Origin of the sequence: Rhizobium cerradonense (assembly GCF_030182455.1) — a bacterium.
In the GTDB taxonomy this organism is placed as follows: Bacteria; Pseudomonadota; Alphaproteobacteria; order Rhizobiales; family Rhizobiaceae; genus Rhizobium.
The window spans coordinates 1-16644 of record NZ_JAQJCK010000029.1; the positions used below are offsets into that span (position 1 = coordinate 1).

Consider the following 16644-nt stretch of genomic DNA (forward strand, 5'->3'; position numbering starts at 1 on the left):
GCCCGGATCACGCAAGCCGCAACGCGGCTTGCTCAAGCTCCGACGAACCCCAACGGTTCGCTCAGGGCGGACAAACCGCAACGCGGTTTGCTCGGATAGCGCGGGGTGGAGCAGCCCGGTAGCTCGTCAGGCTCATAACCTGAAGGCCGCAGGTTCAAATCCTGCCCCCGCAACCAAGCCTTCCCAAACAACATTCCAATATCAATACCCCAAAGCATTCCGCTTCGCTGGCGATACCGCCGCAGCCGCCGGACCATAACCGGAAAGCCCAAGCTTCATAGCCTCGCACCGATACCAAGCTCCCCGCACAACATCGCTATCGCTGGCGCGAAGTCTCCACCTGCATTCGCGATACCGCCGCAGACGCATCATAACATCATGGCTCATCCGCTTCGGAAATATTGTACCTGTGCCCTGCAAAAGTGCTTTTCGGGTGGGCTGCGGCCGATAATTGGGGTCATATGTATCCCTTGTCAGCGGCGAAGAGGATTCGCCGCGATCGGAGGATAGAGGCGGCGCGTTATCGTTCTGCCGATTCCGACCCGAGCCGCAGTGAGAGGATATTGCCATGGCTATGACGGCGCGAGTTGCGCAGAAAGACTGTGTCTATAAAATCGTCAATTCGCCTGTCGGCAGGCTGAAGCTCGTTGCCAGTCGCGATGGCTTAGCGGCGATCCTTTGGGATATCGACCGGCCGAACCGCGTCCGCCTGAACATCGTTGCAGAGGATGAGAACCATCCCGTCCTCATCGAAACGGAGCGGCAGTTGCGGGAATATTTTGCCGGCGAACGGCAGGTTTTTAATCTACCGCTGGATTTCTCCGGCACCGATTTTCAAAAGAAGGTCTGGCACGCGCTGCTCACCATCCCCTTCGGAGAGACGCGCTCCTATGCTGAGATCGCCGAACAGATCGGGGCTCGTCAAGCGATACGCGCGGTGGGCGCCGCCAATGGCAGGAACCCGATCTCCATCATCGCGCCGTGCCATCGGGTTATCGGATCGGCGGGAGACCTCAGGGGATTTGCCGGCGGTCTGGAGCGCAAGACTTACCTTTTGGAGTTTGAAGGGGCCAAAACCAAGGCGTTCAATTTCGCAGCGTGATGGTTACTTGCGCCCGTGATTGATCTGGTAGCAATGACAAAACAGCCCGCTTGGTGGACAAGCGGGCTATTTTTGTTTTCGGCATCAGCCACTATGCGAAACAGCCGGTTCGATTTTTATCAAGCCAGCCTTAGGCTCGCATCAGCCCTCAAGCCACTTCACCTGTTCCGGCGTCAGCTTGATGTCGAGTGCCGACAGGCTGTCTTCCAGCTCGGCGATCGTGCGCGGGCCGATCAGCGGGATGACCGGGAAGGGCTGGGCGACGACATAGGCAAGCGCGATATGGATCGGGTTGCGGCCGAGCTTCTGCGCCAGTTCGACCGCCCGGTCGCGGCGGCCGAAATTGCGCTCGGAATACCAAACGCGTACCAACTCCTCGTCGTCGCGCTTGTCACGGCCGGCGCGATCGGTGAAAAAGCCTCGGCCTTGGCTCGACCAGGCGAAGTTCGGGATTTGCTTGGCGTTCAGCCAGGCCTTCCATTCGTCGTCGGAGGCGGCGATGCACCCGGCCCAGATCGGATCCAGCATCTCCGCCAGCGAGAAATTGTTGGAAAGAGCTGCTGGCGCCGCCTTGCCGTTCCTTTCGGCATAGGCGATCGCCTCGTCAAAACGAGCACGCGTCCAGTTGGAGCCGCCGAAGATGCCGCGGATGCGGCCAGCTTTGACCTCGGCATCCATGGCATCGACGAATTCGCCGACCGGAATAGCCGGATTGTCGCGGTGCATGAAATAGATATCGACATAATCGGTCTTCAGGCGGTTCAGCGACTGGTCGAGCTGCTTGGCGATCATGTCCGGATAGCAGAGCGGCGAATGCGCCCCCTTGCCGATCAGCACGATCTCCTCGCGCGGAACCTTGCGGCTGGTGTGCCAGTCGCCGAATATGCTTTCCGTCTTGCCGGCGCCATAGACATAGGCCGTATCGAAGGCGTTACCGCCGGCTTCGTAGAAGGCGTCGAGCGTCAGCGAGGCGGCTGCGAAATTCGGGAAGAATTCGAAGCCGAGCGTGACGATCGAAGCCGGCTTGGCAATGCCGGGGATGGTGCGTTTCGGAATGCTGTTGCCCATGGTGACAGGTGAGCCGACGATGTTCGTCGTCCGCCGCGTCGCCTTCTCCACCTCATATTCGAGGCCAACGGAGGCACGCCATTGGTCGAGAACACGTAGGTTTCCGATCGAATCGGCCCAGTTGATGCCCGGGTAGGCGAATTCCGTTTGACCGGCGCGAATGGCGTCGCCAGCGGCGTCGACTTCGAAGGAATAGAGCCAACGATCTTCCTTGACCTCGACGATCTGTGTTTCCGCGCCCTTGATGAGCTCGATCTTGCCGATGCCACCCTTATGCCCGGAGGCGAACCAGAAATCCTTGACTTCCAGGCGACCGTCCGAGCCGATGATACGCAGCGTATTGTCCTGATTTGCCATGATCGAGCAGGAGACTTCGGCGATGATGTTGTTCGGGAATTTCAGCACCGCCGAGGCCCATTCGTCGACGCCGGTCTGGCCAAGATGAGCAACGCCTGAGACCTTTTCCGGGTCGAGGAACGGCTTGCCGTCAACGGCACCGGCAACCAGCCGCGCCATCGATACCGGATAGCCGCCGACATCCAGAATGCCTCCGCCGGCGGTGTCGTTGGCAAAAAGCCGGTGTTCGGGCTTGACCGTGCCCATGTTGAAGCCGAACGACGAGCGGATGATGCGGACCTCGCCGATCACGCCGCTTTTCACCAGTTCGATCAGCTTCGCCGTTTGCGGATGCACGCGGTACATGAAGGCTTCGCCGGCGAAGACGCCAGCCTTCTTGGCTTCGTAATAGATCGCCTCGGCATCATAAGCAGACAGCGCGATCGGCTTTTCGACGAGGACATGCTTGCCGGCGCGGATCGCCTTGATGGCCCATTCGGCGTGGCCGGTATGGGGGGTGGCGATATAGATGGCGTCGATTTCCTGGTCCGCCAGCAGCGCCTCATAGCCGGTGACGATGCGCGCACCGGGAAAATTGTCGCCGAGACCCGGCTTGTTGGGATTGCGGCTGGCGATGGCCACCAGTTTGCCGCTACGGGAGTGAGCGACGCCTTCGGCAAAAGTCTGTGCGATCCTGCCGGGGCCGATGATGCCCCAGCGGATGGATGTCTCAGTAGTCATGAATTGGTCCTTTCCTAAATCTGCAGGCTGTCTTGGGAGTGGTAGGAAAAGGGCGCCTATCGCAATCGATTGCCGGCGCCGTCGAACAGGAATGTCTTGGCTGCGGAGAGCGCGACGGTCAGCGTGTCGCGGTTGTTGGCGTTGCGGGATTCTTCCCGCTCAATGACGATCTGCTCGCCGCCGGCAATGTTGGCGTAGATGTAGCTGGTATTGCCGAGATGTTCGGCAACGTCGACATCGACGATCACATCGATATCGCCGCGGCCGGCCTCGAGAAAATGTTCAGGCCGCACACCGAGCGTCACCGCCTGGCCGGTTTCAACCTGAGCTGTCGTAATCGGCAGCGTCAGACGGACTTCGCGCTGATTCTGCAGGGCCACGGTCACGCGGCCATCCTGCTTGTCAACGATCTCGGCTGGCAGGAAGTTCATCTTCGGCGATCCGACGAAGCCGGCGACGAACTGGTTGGCGGGATCGTCGTAGAGGTCGAGCGGCGCGCCGACCTGCTCGATATTGCCGCCGCGCAGCACGACGATCTTGTCGGCCAGCGTCATCGCTTCCGTCTGGTCGTGCGTCACATAGATCATCGTCGTGCCGAGCTTCTTGTGGAGGCGCGAGATTTCGACGCGCATCTGTACGCGGAGCTCCGCGTCAAGATTGGAGAGCGGCTCGTCGAACAGGAAGATTTGCGGTTCGCGCACGATGGCGCGACCGATGGCGACGCGCTGGCGCTGGCCGCCGGAGAGCTGCTTCGGCCGGCGGTGCATCAACTCGGTGATCTTCAGGATCTCGGCTGCTTGTTTGACGCGGCGTTCGGTATCGGCCTTGGGATTGCCGTTCATGCGCAGCCCGAAGCTGAGATTCTGTTCGACGGTGAGGTGCGGATAAAGCGCGTAGGACTGGAACACCATGGCGATGCCGCGATCGGCCGGCTCCATGTCATTGACGACGCGGCCGCCGATCTTCAGTTCGCCGCCGGTGATGTCTTCCAGACCGGCGATCATGCGCAGCAGCGTGGACTTGCCGCAGCCGGATGGGCCGACGAAGACGACGAATTCGCCGTCCTTCACGTCGAGATTGGCGCCGTGGATGATTTCAAGAGTACCGTAGCGTTTGACGATATTGGTAAGGGACAGTTCGGCCATACGGATCTCCCGGAATTATTTGATTGCGCCGGCGGCGATGCCGGCGATGAAGTGGCGTTGCAGGAGAACGAAGACGATGAGGATCGGCGCCGTCAGCATCACGGCACCCGCCATGATGCCGCCCCAGGATACCCTGGTGAGGCCGATCAGCGTCCCGAGCGCCACCGGTGCCGTCATCATTCCCGGCCGGGAATTGATGAGCAGCGGCCAGAGATAGTTGTTCCACGAGGCCAGGAACAGGATGATGGCGAGCGCCGCCATGGTCGGCCTTGCGAGCGGCAGGGCGATGCGCAGAAAGATCTGCCATTCCTTGACGCCCTCGACGCGGGCGGCGTCAAAGAGTTCGCCCGGCATCATCGAGAAGGCCTGGCGCATGAACAGCACCCCGAGCGAATTGAAGAGCGGCGGTACGATCAGCGCGACCCATGAATTGGCCAGCCCGAAATCGCGCGCCACCATGATGAATTGCGGGATGACGACGACGGAGTAGGGCAGCGTGATCGTGCCGAGGATGATGCCTATGACGCCAGAGCGGCCGGCGAACTGGTAGCGGGCCAGCGCCCATCCGGCCATCGAGGTCAGCAGCACCGACAGGAAGGTATAGGTGACGGCAACGACGATGGAGATCGTCATCGCGCCCACGAAGTTGGTGTCGGCCTGCAGGTTCCGGACGTTGTCCATGAAACCCGTCGACGGTGTCAGGATGATGCCGGGGCTGAAGATGCCGTAATCGGGCATGGTCGAGAAGACGAACATCATCCAGAGCGGAAACAGCCAGATGATGGCGAGCGGCACCAGCAAGCCATGCAGCGCGATCGACCTAATCAGATTGGATTTGGACTTCGATTTCATTTCGGTTCGCGCCCCACCCAGAGATTGAGAAGAGAAATGACCACGGCAAGCGCTGCCATCGTGTAGGCGATCGCGGAGGCATAGCCGAAGTTGGTCGACTGGAAGGCCTGGCGATAGAGCAGGAGGCCGAGCGTCTCCGTCCCGCCGCCGGGACCACCCCTGTTGGTGATCAGATATGGTTCGGTGAAGAGCTGCATGGTGCCGATGACGGAGAGGACCACGCAGAACAGAATGATCGGTTTCAGCAGGGGCAGGGTGATATGGATGAACTGCTGGAAGCGGTTGACGCGGTCGAGGGTCGCAGCCTCGTAAACATCCTCAGGGATCGATTGTAGCCCGGACAGGATGATGATGGCGTTGTAACCCGCCCAGCGCCAGGTGACGGCGATGATGATGAGCACCATTGCGGCATGCGATTCGGCAAACCACGACACCGGTGCGAAGCCGACCGTGCCGAGTAGCTTGTTGACGATGCCGAAATCGACGTTGAACATAAGGCGGAAGACAGCGGCATAGGCCACCTCTCCAACAACGACGGGTGCGAAGAAAGCAAAGCGAAAAATGCCACGCGCCTTCAACAGCGGTGAATTCAGCAGCACCGCCATGACAGTGGCGAGCGTGATCATGACAGGTACCTGGACGATCAGGATGATCAGCGTGTTTTCAAGCGCGTTGTAGAAGGCCGGGTCGCCGAACAGTCGCCCCCAGTTGAACGACAGATTGTAGGCCCACGGATTAACTCGGGTGTTCTGGAACGAGATCAGGAACGAATCGATGATCGGCCAGACCCAGAAAGCGGCGAACACCAGAAGATAGGGTGCAAGGAACGCATAGGCGCTCCGGTTTCGCAACCGCATGGAAGCCTTCTCCTTTATGCGCAGTGAAATGATGCGTGACGTCGCATCCCCGCCGCCCTGAGGGCGGCGGGGATGCCGAGCGCGGCTTGGGATGCGCGCCCGGCAGTGTCACTCACTTCGCAAGCGGCAGACCTGTCGCCGAGGCGATCTGCTGGGCCGCATCGTCAAGCGCGGCCTTGCCGTTTGGATAGCCACCAGCGAGGTATTTCGTCTGGACGGCCTTTATGACCTCATCCGCGTCGCTGAAATACTGGGTGCCGGGGCTCGGGCGAATCTTCGGCAGGGTGGCGAGGATATCGGCCCAGACCTTCTGCCCACCCCAATAGGGCTGCGGCTGGTTGACGAAGGGATCCTGAACCGCCGTCAGAAGCGACGGTACGAGCCCGAAGGACTTCAGCATGGTAACCTGGCCCTCATTGGTGCCAAGCGTGTATTCGAGGAATTTCCAGGCGGCTTCCTTGTTCTTGGAACCGCTGGCAATTGCGAGCGACGAGCCACCGAGATTGGCCGCATGCTGGCCGTCGGCCGTCATGCTCGGCATCGGGTAGACGCCCCATTTGCCGGCGAGATCCGGCGAGGTGGAGCGGACGGTGCCTTCATACCAGCCGCCATAGAGCTGCGACGCCACTTTGCCGGCAGTGTTCGCCTGAATTTTCTCGTTCCAGTTCGCGGCGCTCATCAAGCCCGCGTCCTTGATCTCCTTCACCTTGTCCAGGGCTTTCACACAGGCCGGCTGGTTGACGGTGATGCTCTGGCTGTCATACGAGAAATAGCCGCAGCCCTGTTCGTTGGCGAGCATGCGGAACCATTCGGTATCGCCGTTGAGATCGGCCTGCGTCATGATGACGCCCGGATTGGCGGCGGAGATCTTCTTGCCGGCGGCAATGAAATCGTCCCAGGTCTTGATCGTTGCCGGATCGACGCCAGCCTTTTCATAGAAATCGCGGCGGTAGAACATGGTGACCGGGCCGGAATCCCACGGCATGGCGTAGGCGGCATCGCCGACTTCCAGTTCCGCACGCTTGAAGTCCGGAAACTGCTTCTTGAGCGCGTCCGTGTAGCCGAGCTTCGTCAGATCGGTCAGGCAGTCCGGAAAGCGGTTCCAGAAGATCGAAGCCTTGTGATTTTCGATCGACATGACGTCCGGCAGACCGTCGCCGCCGGCGGCACAAGCGGCCAGCATCTTGTCGAAGACCTGCGGGTTGCCGATGTCCTGAACTTCGACCTTGATGTCGGGATATTTCTTATTGAACCCCTCGACCGTGGATTTCAGCGCCGACGCGGCGATGTTCCAGCTCCAGACAGTAATGGTGGTTTGTGCTGCATAGGCAGAACCGGAAGCGAGCAAGGCAGCAAGTGCCGTCGCTCCCGCGAGTTTAAAACGCATTGAAAATCCTCCCTTTTCAATTGCCGTCCTCTAGCGAACACGCTTAAACTAGCTCCCGGTACGCTTCTGTCTCCTAAAAAAGGAACATGGACTTGGCGGAAAGTAAGGTGGGTCATCGAGCGGTTTATCAGCCGGGTGCAAGCAGCATCGAGGGGCTGCCGACGACTCTGCAAATGTTTCATACCCATCCGCCCCTGATGGCGATGCCGCATTGGCATGCGCAGGTCGAGGTGAATTACCTTATACGCGGCACGGTTCACTACCGTATGAACGACCATGAAATTCAGCTCCGCGCTGGCGATATCTGTCTGTTCTGGGGCGGGCAGCCGCATCAGATGGATGATTCCTCGGAAGATTCGATCTATGCCGGCGCGCATTTGCCGCTGGTGCATTTCTTCCGCATGCGCCTGCCGCTCGATATTTCCGGCCGGTTGATGCGAGGAGAGACGCTGGTCACCTCCGCGACGGATGCCGCCGATAACGAGAATTTTGCCCGCTGGTATCGCTATGTCCGCTCCGGCGATCCGGCCAAGGCCGAGCACGCGGTCGCCGAACTTCTGCTGCGCCTGGAGCGCATCGCCTTCGAACCCTATCGCATGCTGCCGGAAAAGCGCGAGCATCAGTCGAACGAACAGGTCCACCCGCAATCGTCGCGCAGCCTGGCACGGATGTGCGATTTCATTGCCGGCAATTTCCTGCACGATATCGATACTGTGGATATCGCCAAGGCGGCGGATCTGCATCCGAAATATGCGATGAACCTTTTCAAGAAATGCACCGGCATGACGCTCAGCAAATATGTCAACCTGCTGCGCCTGTCGCGCGCCCAGGCGATGCTGATGCGCGACGGCGCCAATGTGCTGCAGGTGGCGATGGACAGCGGCTTCGGCTCGATCAGCGCCTTCAACAAATCCTTCCGCCACATTGCCGGCATGTCCCCTTCGGATTTCCGTAGGGACATGCGCATGGTTACGGCAATGAGCGTCGAAGGCGCCCAGCCTGCTCTGCGCCGGTCCGCCTCGCAATTCTAGCCACCGGCCTCTTGCCGTCGCTGCCGATAGGGCGCACTCCTTGCGGCATAGTCTTTGGAGGAAGATTTTCATGCGGCAGTTTTCGGCATGTATCGAATGGTTGTTTGCCCGCGAGGGCGATGATTTTGCCGATCGTATCCGGCTGGCGCATCGGGCGGGATTGAGTGCGGTCGAGTTCTGGCGCTGGACGGACAAGGACCTCGACGCGATCGCATCCGTGGTCGCCGAGACTGGAATTGCCGTGTCGGGCATGGTCGCCGAGCCGATGATCGCGCTGACGAATCCGGCGAACAAGGAGGCCTGGCTGGAGGGATTGGAGATGTCTGTCAGCGTCGCGCAGGGCCTGGGTGTCCCGGTTTTGATCGCGCAGGCGGGGGATGATTTGCCGGAATTTACACGCGCCGAACAACGGGATGCCTTGATCTCCGCCTTGAGCGCCGGCGCCGATATCCTGAGCGGCTCTGGCGTACGCCTCGGCCTCGAACCGCTGAACACCAGGATCGATCATGTCGGCTACTATTTGTCCTCTACCACAGAGGGCCTGGATATTATCGACGAGGTGGGACGGCCGGAAATCGGTATCGTCTACGATATCTACCATTCGGCTGTCATGGGCGAGCGAACGGAAGAGGTCGTCGGCGAGCGGGCCGATCGCATCGTGCATGTCCATGTCGCCGATCATCCGGGCCGCAACGATCCCGGCACCGGCGGGATCGATCTGCTCAATCGCCTGAATTGGCTGTTTGCCCACGGCTATAGCGGCAGGATCGGTCTCGAATACAGGCCGAGGACGGAGGATGCCGCGGCGGTTCGTGCGGTGGTGAGGTCGCTGTCGGCTTGACGCTCAGACGGGCTCCAATACGCCGAAGACGGCGACCAGCGCGATGACGGCGATACCAAGGATGATCTCGGCAATGCTGCTGCGACGGATGGCGTTCAAAGACCGAACCCGATCGCGTCGTATCCTGGGCACGAGAATGTAGCGATTGACGATCGCCAGCAGGCTCATGCACGCGACAAGCGCGATCTTGACGGCAAGCAGCGTCTGATAGGGAGATGACCAGTCGGTCGGCAGGCGCTGGAGGACCAGCATCGTATTGACGAAGCCGGAGGCGATGACCAGCGCCACGGCGCCGTGCCCGGCGGTGGAGAAGCGCCGAAGCGCCGACAGCGCCTCCGCCCGCCATTCGGGCGTGTTCAAAAGCCGGAGGATCGGAACCATCGGCACCAAGGCGCCGAGCCAGCCGCCGCCGGCAAGCACATGAAGCATGTCATTGGCGCGATGGGCCAGCTTCAGCCAGCCTTCATGCATCGAGGCGTGACCGGTGAGCATGAGGGCGGCAAGGCCGAGGCCAGAACCCAGCGCTACGCCCGGACGACGCCATTGCCCTGGCGGCAGAAAGGCAAGAACGAGGATGAGTGCAGCGGCGGCTTGGGCCAGCCAGGCTTGTCCGACTGTCGTATCGAGCAGGACGTCGCGGATCGTGCCGGTATTGAGGGCATCGCTCCAGCCATTGCCGATGGTGGCGCTTGCAAGCGGCAGCCGGGCGAGGGCCGTGAGCCCGGCGATCAGCGCCGCAACGAACGGCGCGACGCCGAACATGCGCCAGACCTTCTCCGCCAGCGCTTTCGGCACCAGAAGGCAGAGAAAAACCGAGGCGCCCCACAGAAGCATCAGGGATACGTCGTGAAGAAAGCGGCACGCCTCGAGCGCTGTGTTGGGATCGAACAAGGTTTTACGGCGCTCAGCGTTTCGGAAACGGGACTATCAATACGCTCTGGGGTCACCGAGCGCGATAGAGTTGTGGACATGCTATGTCAATTTTCACCATGCGGAATGGCTATGTTCGGGACGCTTTGCTGCAAGGTAATTCTTTATTGATGGCTTCCGTCGACATAGACATCGGCCCGGAGCGTTTATTCCCGTACTCGGCAAAGAATTGTCGCTTTTCGATTATTTTTGCTTAGGAGGGTTAGAGCGCTCGGGATGGCGACATTTCGATGAGGGAGTTCCATGGCGGCAAATATCATACGCGAGAAAGTGACTCGCGGCTTCAGCCCGCGCCGGCGTCGGGAAAGCCTCGATAGGCTTGACAGGCCGACCTATGTGATCGGCGACGTCCATGGCTGCTACCACCTCCTGAGCGCGCTCGAACGCAAGATTTTCGCCGATGCCGCCATGCTGCCCGGCCCCAAACTGATCATCATGCTCGGTGATTTCATCGATCGTGGCCCGGCCTCGGCACAGGTTGTCAGCCGGCTGATGGCGCCGTTGCCGAATGGTTTCGACCGGATCTGCCTTACCGGCAATCATGAATTGGCCATGCTTGCCTATGCCGACGGTGAAATATCCCTGGACGACTGGGTGGGGCTCGGCGGCGAGGCAACGCTGAATTCCTACGGTTTGGATATCCAGGCTTTACGGAGGCAATATCCCCAGCAGAAAAAACTCGACACCTTCATCCGAACCTGGCTGCCGGATGATCATCTCAACTTTCTCCGCGGGCTGCCGATCCTGCTGGATACGCCGCAGGTGCTGTTCGTTCATGCCGGTATCGACCCGGAGCGGCCGATTTCGGCGCAGGAGGATGATGACCTCGTTTTCATCCGCTCGCGCTTTTACGACAGCGCGCAGCCGCTGCCGAAACTGATCATTCATGGCCATACGCCGGTGAGAAAAGCCGAAGCGCATGGGCTTCGGCTCAATATCGACACCGGCGCCTTCCGTTCCGGGAGGCTGACGGCGGCTCGTTTGTGGCAAGGCCGCATCCACATCACGTCGACTTGATGCTTTCTTTCAGAAGCCACCACGCCGCCGACATTTTAAGCCTGTGCAGTATCGTTATCTCCTTGCCTGTTCTATAGAACAGGACGAAAAAAGAATTGAGACGATAAGAGCCAGGAGAGCTTCATGGCCGCCACCATCCGTTATCACGAAGGCGATATTTCCGCGGCCGATGCCGCCCGCTACACCGGCGCCATAGCGATCGATACCGAAACGCTCGGCCTTATTCCGCGCCGCGACCGGCTCTGCGTGGTGCAGCTTTCGCCGGGTGACGGCACCGCTGATGTGATCCGCATCGCCTCCGGCCAGAAAGAGGCGCCGAACCTCGTCGCCATGCTGGCCGATCCCGCGCGCGAGAAGATCTTTCACTACGGCCGCTTCGATATCGCCGTGCTGTTCCACACGTTCGGTGTCACCACCACGCCGGTTTTCTGCACCAAGATCGCCTCGCGCCTCTGCCGCACCTATACGGACCGCCATGGCCTCAAGGACAATCTCAAGGAGATGCTGGAGGTCGATATTTCCAAGGCGCAGCAGTCTTCCGACTGGGCGGCTGAGACGCTCTCGCCGGCGCAGCTCGAATATGCCGCCTCTGATGTGCTTTACCTGCATGCGCTGCGCGACAAGCTGAAGGAACGCCTTGTACGCGACGGTCGCATCGAGCATGCCAATGCCTGCTTCACCTTCCTGCCGACCCGGGCGAAGCTGGACCTCCTTGGCTGGGAAGAGACCGATATTTTCGCGCATAGCTGACCGGCTGCGCTAAAAATGAATGAAACGGAAAAGCCGGTGCCGCTGACGTTGCATCGGCTTTTATCGTTATGGTTAGCAATCTGTTAAGAGACGTCCTGCTATTCTATCCCTGATTTCAGGCATTCGACCGACGTTTTCCCGCGTCAATCAGCCGGTCAACCGGCCTTCGAATCGCTAGCGGCCGCATGAGCGGACCCTGATTGAACCTGCCTTCTGCGTCCGTCGTCGTCTTGCCAGACAAAGGAGCATCACATGTTGTCCCCCGTGAGTGCCGTGTCTGCTTTGGGTACAGCCCTTGAAAAACCAGTGGTTGCCACCCCGGAAACGTCCGGTGTCCAGACCGCCGCGACGCCGCTTGCCGTACTGTCGAGCACGGTGAACGCCAGCGTCGAGGGCAAGCTGAACATGCTGCTGGTGGCGGCGCGCGAGCGGATGTTCGACAGCCTGCTCTCCGCCATCGATGCTGCCAGCGTTGCGCTGAATGTTTCGCGCGAGCCGGATGAGAACAATGCCGCTTTGGCGCAGCGGCTGGCGGATACGATCCGCAGCCTGCCGCCCCAACAGCTTGCCGTTGCCCAGCAACTCCTGGACACGCAGACGGAAATGCCGATCTCCCTGCCTGTCCTTGCCGAGGCCTTGACCAATCCGGATGGATCGGAAGCGGTGCAAATCGCCATCAGCCTGGAAGCGGCGCTGACACAGGAGCCCGACGCGGTCCTCAAGGCCGTCGTCAATTCCTATGGGCAGAACGCCGGCGAAACGGAGACCGCCAAGCCGCAGACCCCGGTCCCGGCACAGACGATGCTGAAGACTACAGAGGCTGCTCCTACGGCGACATCGGCAGTCTCGCCGGCTTCGTCGGACAAGGCCGCAGCGCCTGCATCCGCGGCCGCGACGGCTGCTCTCTCCGCAACTACCGCGCAGATTCCGGAGGAAACGCCGGCTGCGGCTGTGCGGAACCAGGCAGTTCTCTTTGCTGCGGCGATTTTGGGCCCGGAAATATCGCCTGACCTCGAAACGGTCTCGTCTCCGCAGGCCATTCCGAACCAGCAATCCGCCCCGATTCCGCCAGCCGCAAATGCGCTCGTCGTTGATACTGGCCTCGGCGAGATCGTTCATCCGCAAAATGCCATCCCCGCCGAGGCCAACATATCGTCCGCCGCAGTGGCATTGCTGGCCGCATCGGCCGAGGAACATCTCCCAACGGAAATCGCCCTGATCAGATCGCCGATCACGCCGCCGCCTGTGCCCCGGGATATCCAGCAGATCAGGGCCGATATCAAGGAAGGGCTGCAGGTGGTCATAGGCCGCGCCATCGACGTCGCCGGCCCGGAACTGCTGCAGATCATCCAGGATGATTCGACCTCGGCAGAAAGTGTCATCGCCCAGGCGCTTGCCGCCAATGCCGCCGATCAAAAGGACGTGCCGTCGCTGCCGCAGACGGCCGGCAATGAGGGCACCCGGAATCTTGCCGCCGCCATGGCAAGCCAGAACGCGACCTCTCTCGATGAGATGCCGAATGCGCCAGCCGCACTTCTCGGTAAATCCTTGAGCGGCCCGCTGGTGGGGCCCGCCCCGGTCATGTCCGATGCTGCGGCGCAGATGGGAACACCGGCCCCGCTGCCGCAAGGCATTCCCTTTGCCATCGCACAATATTTGCCGGTGGATCTCCCCATTGACGACGAGGATCTGGAGAAGGTCAATCGCGTTGATCCCGCCGATGACGAGGAGGCCGAACAGGGGCAGGGCGGAGAAGCGCCACAGGACGAAGGTGAAGACGAATCCGAGCCCGAGGAAATGCATCAGCCGGCTGCGGAAGCATCCGAGGAGACCGATGCCGAAGCAGCGTCCTCACAAGATAGCGTCGTTGCGACCAAACCGCTCGCACTGCCCGCACCCGGGCTGAGGGATTCCCTGCATGATCATGCCTTCGATTTCTATCAACGCATGGTGGAATGGGAATAAGCGGACGGCATCAGAGCGCCGCTCCAATTCTTGAATCGTGAGCAAATAAAAAACCCGCCGGATCGCTCCGGCGGGTTTCTATCTCTGAGGCTTCGACCGAAGATTATTCGGCGTTGCGGTTCTTCAGAGCCGCACCCAGGATGTCGCCGAGCGAAGCACCCGAGTCGGACGAACCGAACTGAGCGACTGCTTCCTTCTCTTCTGCGATTTCCAGAGCCTTGATGGACAGCATGATCTTGCGGTCCTTCTTGGAGAAGTTGGTGACGCGGGCGTCGACGGTCTGACCGACCGAGAAACGCTCCGGACGCTGCTCGTCGCGGTCACGCGACAGATCGGCGCGGCGGATGAACGAGGTGATGTCGTCGTGGTTGACGAGCTTCACTTCGATACCGCCATCGTTGATCGCGATGACTTCAGCCGAAACGACTGCATTCTTGCGCAGTTCACCGGAAGCGGCGGCTTCGCCAACGCTGTCCTTGCCGAGCTGCTTGATGCCGAGCGAGATGCGTTCCTTGTCGACATCGACGTCGAGAACGACGGCCTTGACGACATCACCCTTGTTGTACTCCTCGATGACCTGCTCGCCCGGACGGTTCCAGTCGAGGTCGGAGAGGTGCACCATGCCGTCCACATCGCCGTCGAGGCCGATGAACAGGCCGAATTCGGTCTTGTTCTTGACTTCGCCTTCGACTTCGGTGCCAGCCGGATGGTTGCGGGCGAATGCTGCCCACGGATTTTCCAGCGTCTGCTTCAGGCCGAGCGAGATACGACGCTTGGTCGGATCGACTTCGAGAACGACGACTTCGACTTCCTGGCTCGTGGACAGGATCTTGCCGGGGTGAACGTTCTTCTTGGTCCAGGACATTTCCGAGATGTGGATCAGGCCTTCGATGCCCGGCTCCAGCTCGACGAACGCACCGTAGTCGGTGATGTTCGTAACCGTACCGGAAATCTTCTTGCCTTCCGGATACTTGGCCTGGATGCCATCCCACGGATCGCTCTCGAGCTGCTTCATGCCGAGCGAGATGCGGTGGGTTTCCTGGTTGATGCGGATGATCTGTACCTTGACCTGCTGGCCGATGGACAGGATTTCCGACGGATGGTTCACACGGCGCCATGCCATGTCGGTGACGTGCAGCAGGCCGTCGATGCCGCCGAGGTCAACGAACGCACCGTAATCGGTGATGTTCTTGACGACGCCGTCAACAACCTGGCCTTCTTCGAGGTTCTGAACGATTTCAGAACGCTGCTCGGCACGGGACTCTTCCAGAACCGTACGACGCGAAACGACGATGTTGCCGCGGCGCTTGTCCATCTTGAGGATTTCGAAGGGCTGCGGGTTGTGCATCAGGGGCGTAACGTCGCGGATCGGACGGATGTCGACCTGCGAACGCGGCAGGAAGGCGATAGCGCCGTCGAGGTCGACGGTGAAGCCGCCCTTGACCTGGTTGAAGATGACGCCTTCGACGCGCTCGCCAGCTTCGAACTTGGCTTCGAGCTTGATCCAGCTTTCTTCGCGGCGAGCCTTTTCGCGCGACAGAACAGCTTCGCCAAGCGCGTTTTCGATGCGCTCGACATAGACTTCGACTTCATCGCCAACCTTGAGCGTGCCGTCCTTGGCGCGTGCACCGAATTCCTTCAGCGCGATGCGGCCTTCGACCTTGAGGCCGACGTCGACAACGGCGACATCCTTTTCGATGCCGGTGATGATACCCTTGGTGACATAGCCTTCAGCCAGATCGTTCTTGGCAAAGGACTCTTCGAGAAGGGCTGCGAAATCTTCGCGAGAGGGGGAAGTTACAGACATAAAATCTCCTGGCGTGTCCTTATTGTGCATTCGGGACACTGATGCGCCGGTGGTTCGTGTTGAACAGGCCTGGATCCGTCCGCCTTCCCTTGGGGAAGGCTATCCGGCGCTTGGACGGAATGTCAGGCTTTCTAAAATAAGCGATTTCGTGCGCAAAGCACGCGAAAGCCGCTCGCATTTTTAGGCATTTCGGCTCAGACCGGCGTCGATGATCGATTTTGCCGCCTGAAACGCCGCTTCTATACTCATTTCCGAGGTATCAAGCAAGTGCGCGTCTTCTGCCGGCCGCAAAGGGCTGTCGGCGCGGCCCATATCCCGCTCGTCGCGCCGTTTCACGTCCTCGAAAATCGCCGCATAATCGGCGCTGCCGCCGGCATTGACGATTTCGTCGTAACGTCGTTTCGCCCTGACTTCGGCCGAGGCCGTGACATAGATTTTCACCGGCGCATCGGGGCAGACGACGGTGCCGATGTCGCGCCCATCCAGAACCGTGCCAGGTTCTTTGCGCGAAAAAGCCCGCTGCGCCTCGACCAGCGCCCGGCGCACCGCCGGCATGACGGCAATCTTCGATGCCGCCTCGCCGATCTCATGCTTCGACAGGACCGCGCGGTCGAGCCCGGCAAGATCGATCTCGCGCGCCATCGTCTCTGCCACCGCCTCGTCGTCGAGCGGCAATCCAGCATCCAGCAGCGCTTTGGCGGTCGCTCGATAGGTCAGGCCGGTATCGAGATGGTGAAAACCATATTCCTCGGCGATCCGGCGCGACAAGGTTCCCTTGCCTGCCGCAGCGGGTCCGTCGATGGCGATGATCATTC

At 60.4% G+C, this 16644-nt stretch carries 14 protein-coding genes and 1 tRNA gene; 7 read left to right on the top strand and 8 right to left on the bottom strand.

Going from position 1 to position 16644, the window contains the following annotated elements:
• Positions 1–99: 99 nt before the first annotated feature.
• Both PH547_RS31285 and PH547_RS31290 read left to right on the top strand, forming a co-directional pair.
• Positions 100–176, top strand: a tRNA-Met gene (locus PH547_RS31285).
• A gap of 392 nt (positions 177–568) precedes the next feature.
• Positions 569–1102 (top strand): methylated-DNA--[protein]-cysteine S-methyltransferase, encoded by a 534-nt coding sequence (locus PH547_RS31290; protein ID WP_285170305.1) that lies wholly within the window; start codon positions 569–571, stop codon positions 1100–1102.
• Positions 1103–1243: 141 nt separating this feature from the next.
• Here the strand turns inward: PH547_RS31290 and PH547_RS31295 are convergent, their stop codons facing one another.
• From PH547_RS31295 to PH547_RS31315, 5 genes are all read right to left on the bottom strand, one after another.
• Complete coding sequence (locus PH547_RS31295; RefSeq protein ID WP_104821490.1) at positions 1244–3247, bottom strand: aldo/keto reductase; 2004 nt, start codon at positions 3245–3247, stop codon at positions 1244–1246.
• 56 nt (positions 3248–3303) lie between these two features.
• The gene (locus tag PH547_RS31300; RefSeq protein ID WP_104821491.1) at positions 3304–4392 is read right to left on the bottom strand and encodes an ABC transporter ATP-binding protein; all 1089 of its coding nucleotides are present in this window, start codon (positions 4390–4392) and stop codon (positions 3304–3306) included.
• A 15-nt stretch (positions 4393–4407) separates the two neighbouring features.
• Positions 4408–5244 carry a carbohydrate ABC transporter permease gene (locus tag PH547_RS31305; RefSeq protein ID WP_104821492.1) on the bottom strand — a complete coding sequence of 279 codons (837 nt, stop codon included), beginning with the start codon at positions 5242–5244 and terminating at the stop codon, positions 4408–4410.
• Entirely contained in the window at positions 5241–6101 is an 861-nt protein-coding gene (locus PH547_RS31310; protein ID WP_104821493.1) for a carbohydrate ABC transporter permease, read from the bottom strand. Before PH547_RS31310 ends, PH547_RS31305 begins: the two co-directional genes overlap by 4 nt.
• Before the next feature lie 112 nt (positions 6102–6213).
• The gene (locus PH547_RS31315; RefSeq protein ID WP_104821494.1) at positions 6214–7488 is read right to left on the bottom strand and encodes an ABC transporter substrate-binding protein; all 1275 of its coding nucleotides are present in this window, start codon (positions 7486–7488) and stop codon (positions 6214–6216) included.
• 86 nt (positions 7489–7574) lie between these two features.
• On the opposite strand from PH547_RS31315, the gene PH547_RS31320 reads away from it, so the two are divergent.
• Together PH547_RS31320 and PH547_RS31325 are read left to right on the top strand one after the other, a co-directional pair.
• On the top strand, positions 7575–8519 hold the full coding sequence (locus PH547_RS31320) for a helix-turn-helix domain-containing protein (protein WP_104821495.1): 945 nt from the start codon (positions 7575–7577) through the stop codon (positions 8517–8519).
• A gap of 70 nt (positions 8520–8589) precedes the next feature.
• Positions 8590–9360, top strand: coding sequence for a TIM barrel protein (locus PH547_RS31325; RefSeq protein WP_104821496.1), 771 nt, complete (start codon positions 8590–8592; stop codon positions 9358–9360).
• A 3-nt stretch (positions 9361–9363) separates the two neighbouring features.
• On the opposite strand, the gene copD is transcribed toward PH547_RS31325, so the two are convergent.
• Positions 9364–10251: a copper homeostasis membrane protein CopD gene (gene copD, locus PH547_RS31330; RefSeq protein ID WP_285170306.1), complete on the bottom strand. Its 888-nt coding sequence runs from the start codon at positions 10249–10251 to the stop codon at positions 9364–9366.
• 282 nt (positions 10252–10533) lie between these two features.
• On the opposite strand from copD, the gene PH547_RS31335 reads away from it, so the two are divergent.
• The 3 genes from PH547_RS31335 to PH547_RS31345 all read left to right on the top strand — a co-directional run bounded on the left by PH547_RS31335 (position 10534) and on the right by PH547_RS31345 (position 14022).
• A complete protein-coding gene (locus tag PH547_RS31335) occupies positions 10534–11307 on the top strand; it encodes a metallophosphoesterase (RefSeq protein ID WP_285170307.1) in 774 nt (257 codons plus the stop codon).
• 123 nt (positions 11308–11430) lie between these two features.
• Positions 11431–12057 carry a ribonuclease D gene (locus PH547_RS31340; RefSeq protein WP_104821499.1) on the top strand — a complete coding sequence of 209 codons (627 nt, stop codon included), beginning with the start codon at positions 11431–11433 and terminating at the stop codon, positions 12055–12057.
• Between the two features lie 252 nt (positions 12058–12309).
• A complete protein-coding gene (locus tag PH547_RS31345; RefSeq protein ID WP_285170308.1) occupies positions 12310–14022 on the top strand; it encodes a hypothetical protein in 1713 nt (570 codons plus the stop codon).
• A gap of 103 nt (positions 14023–14125) precedes the next feature.
• Here PH547_RS31345 and rpsA read toward each other — a convergent pair whose 3' ends face one another.
• Together rpsA and cmk are read right to left on the bottom strand one after the other, a co-directional pair.
• Positions 14126–15829, bottom strand: a complete 1704-nt coding sequence (gene rpsA / locus PH547_RS31350) for a 30S ribosomal protein S1 (RefSeq protein ID WP_104821501.1) — start codon at positions 15827–15829, stop codon at positions 14126–14128.
• A gap of 180 nt (positions 15830–16009) precedes the next feature.
• The gene (cmk, locus tag PH547_RS31355) at positions 16010–16642 is read right to left on the bottom strand and encodes a (d)CMP kinase (protein WP_285170309.1); all 633 of its coding nucleotides are present in this window, start codon (positions 16640–16642) and stop codon (positions 16010–16012) included.
• Positions 16643–16644 lie beyond the last annotated feature (2 nt).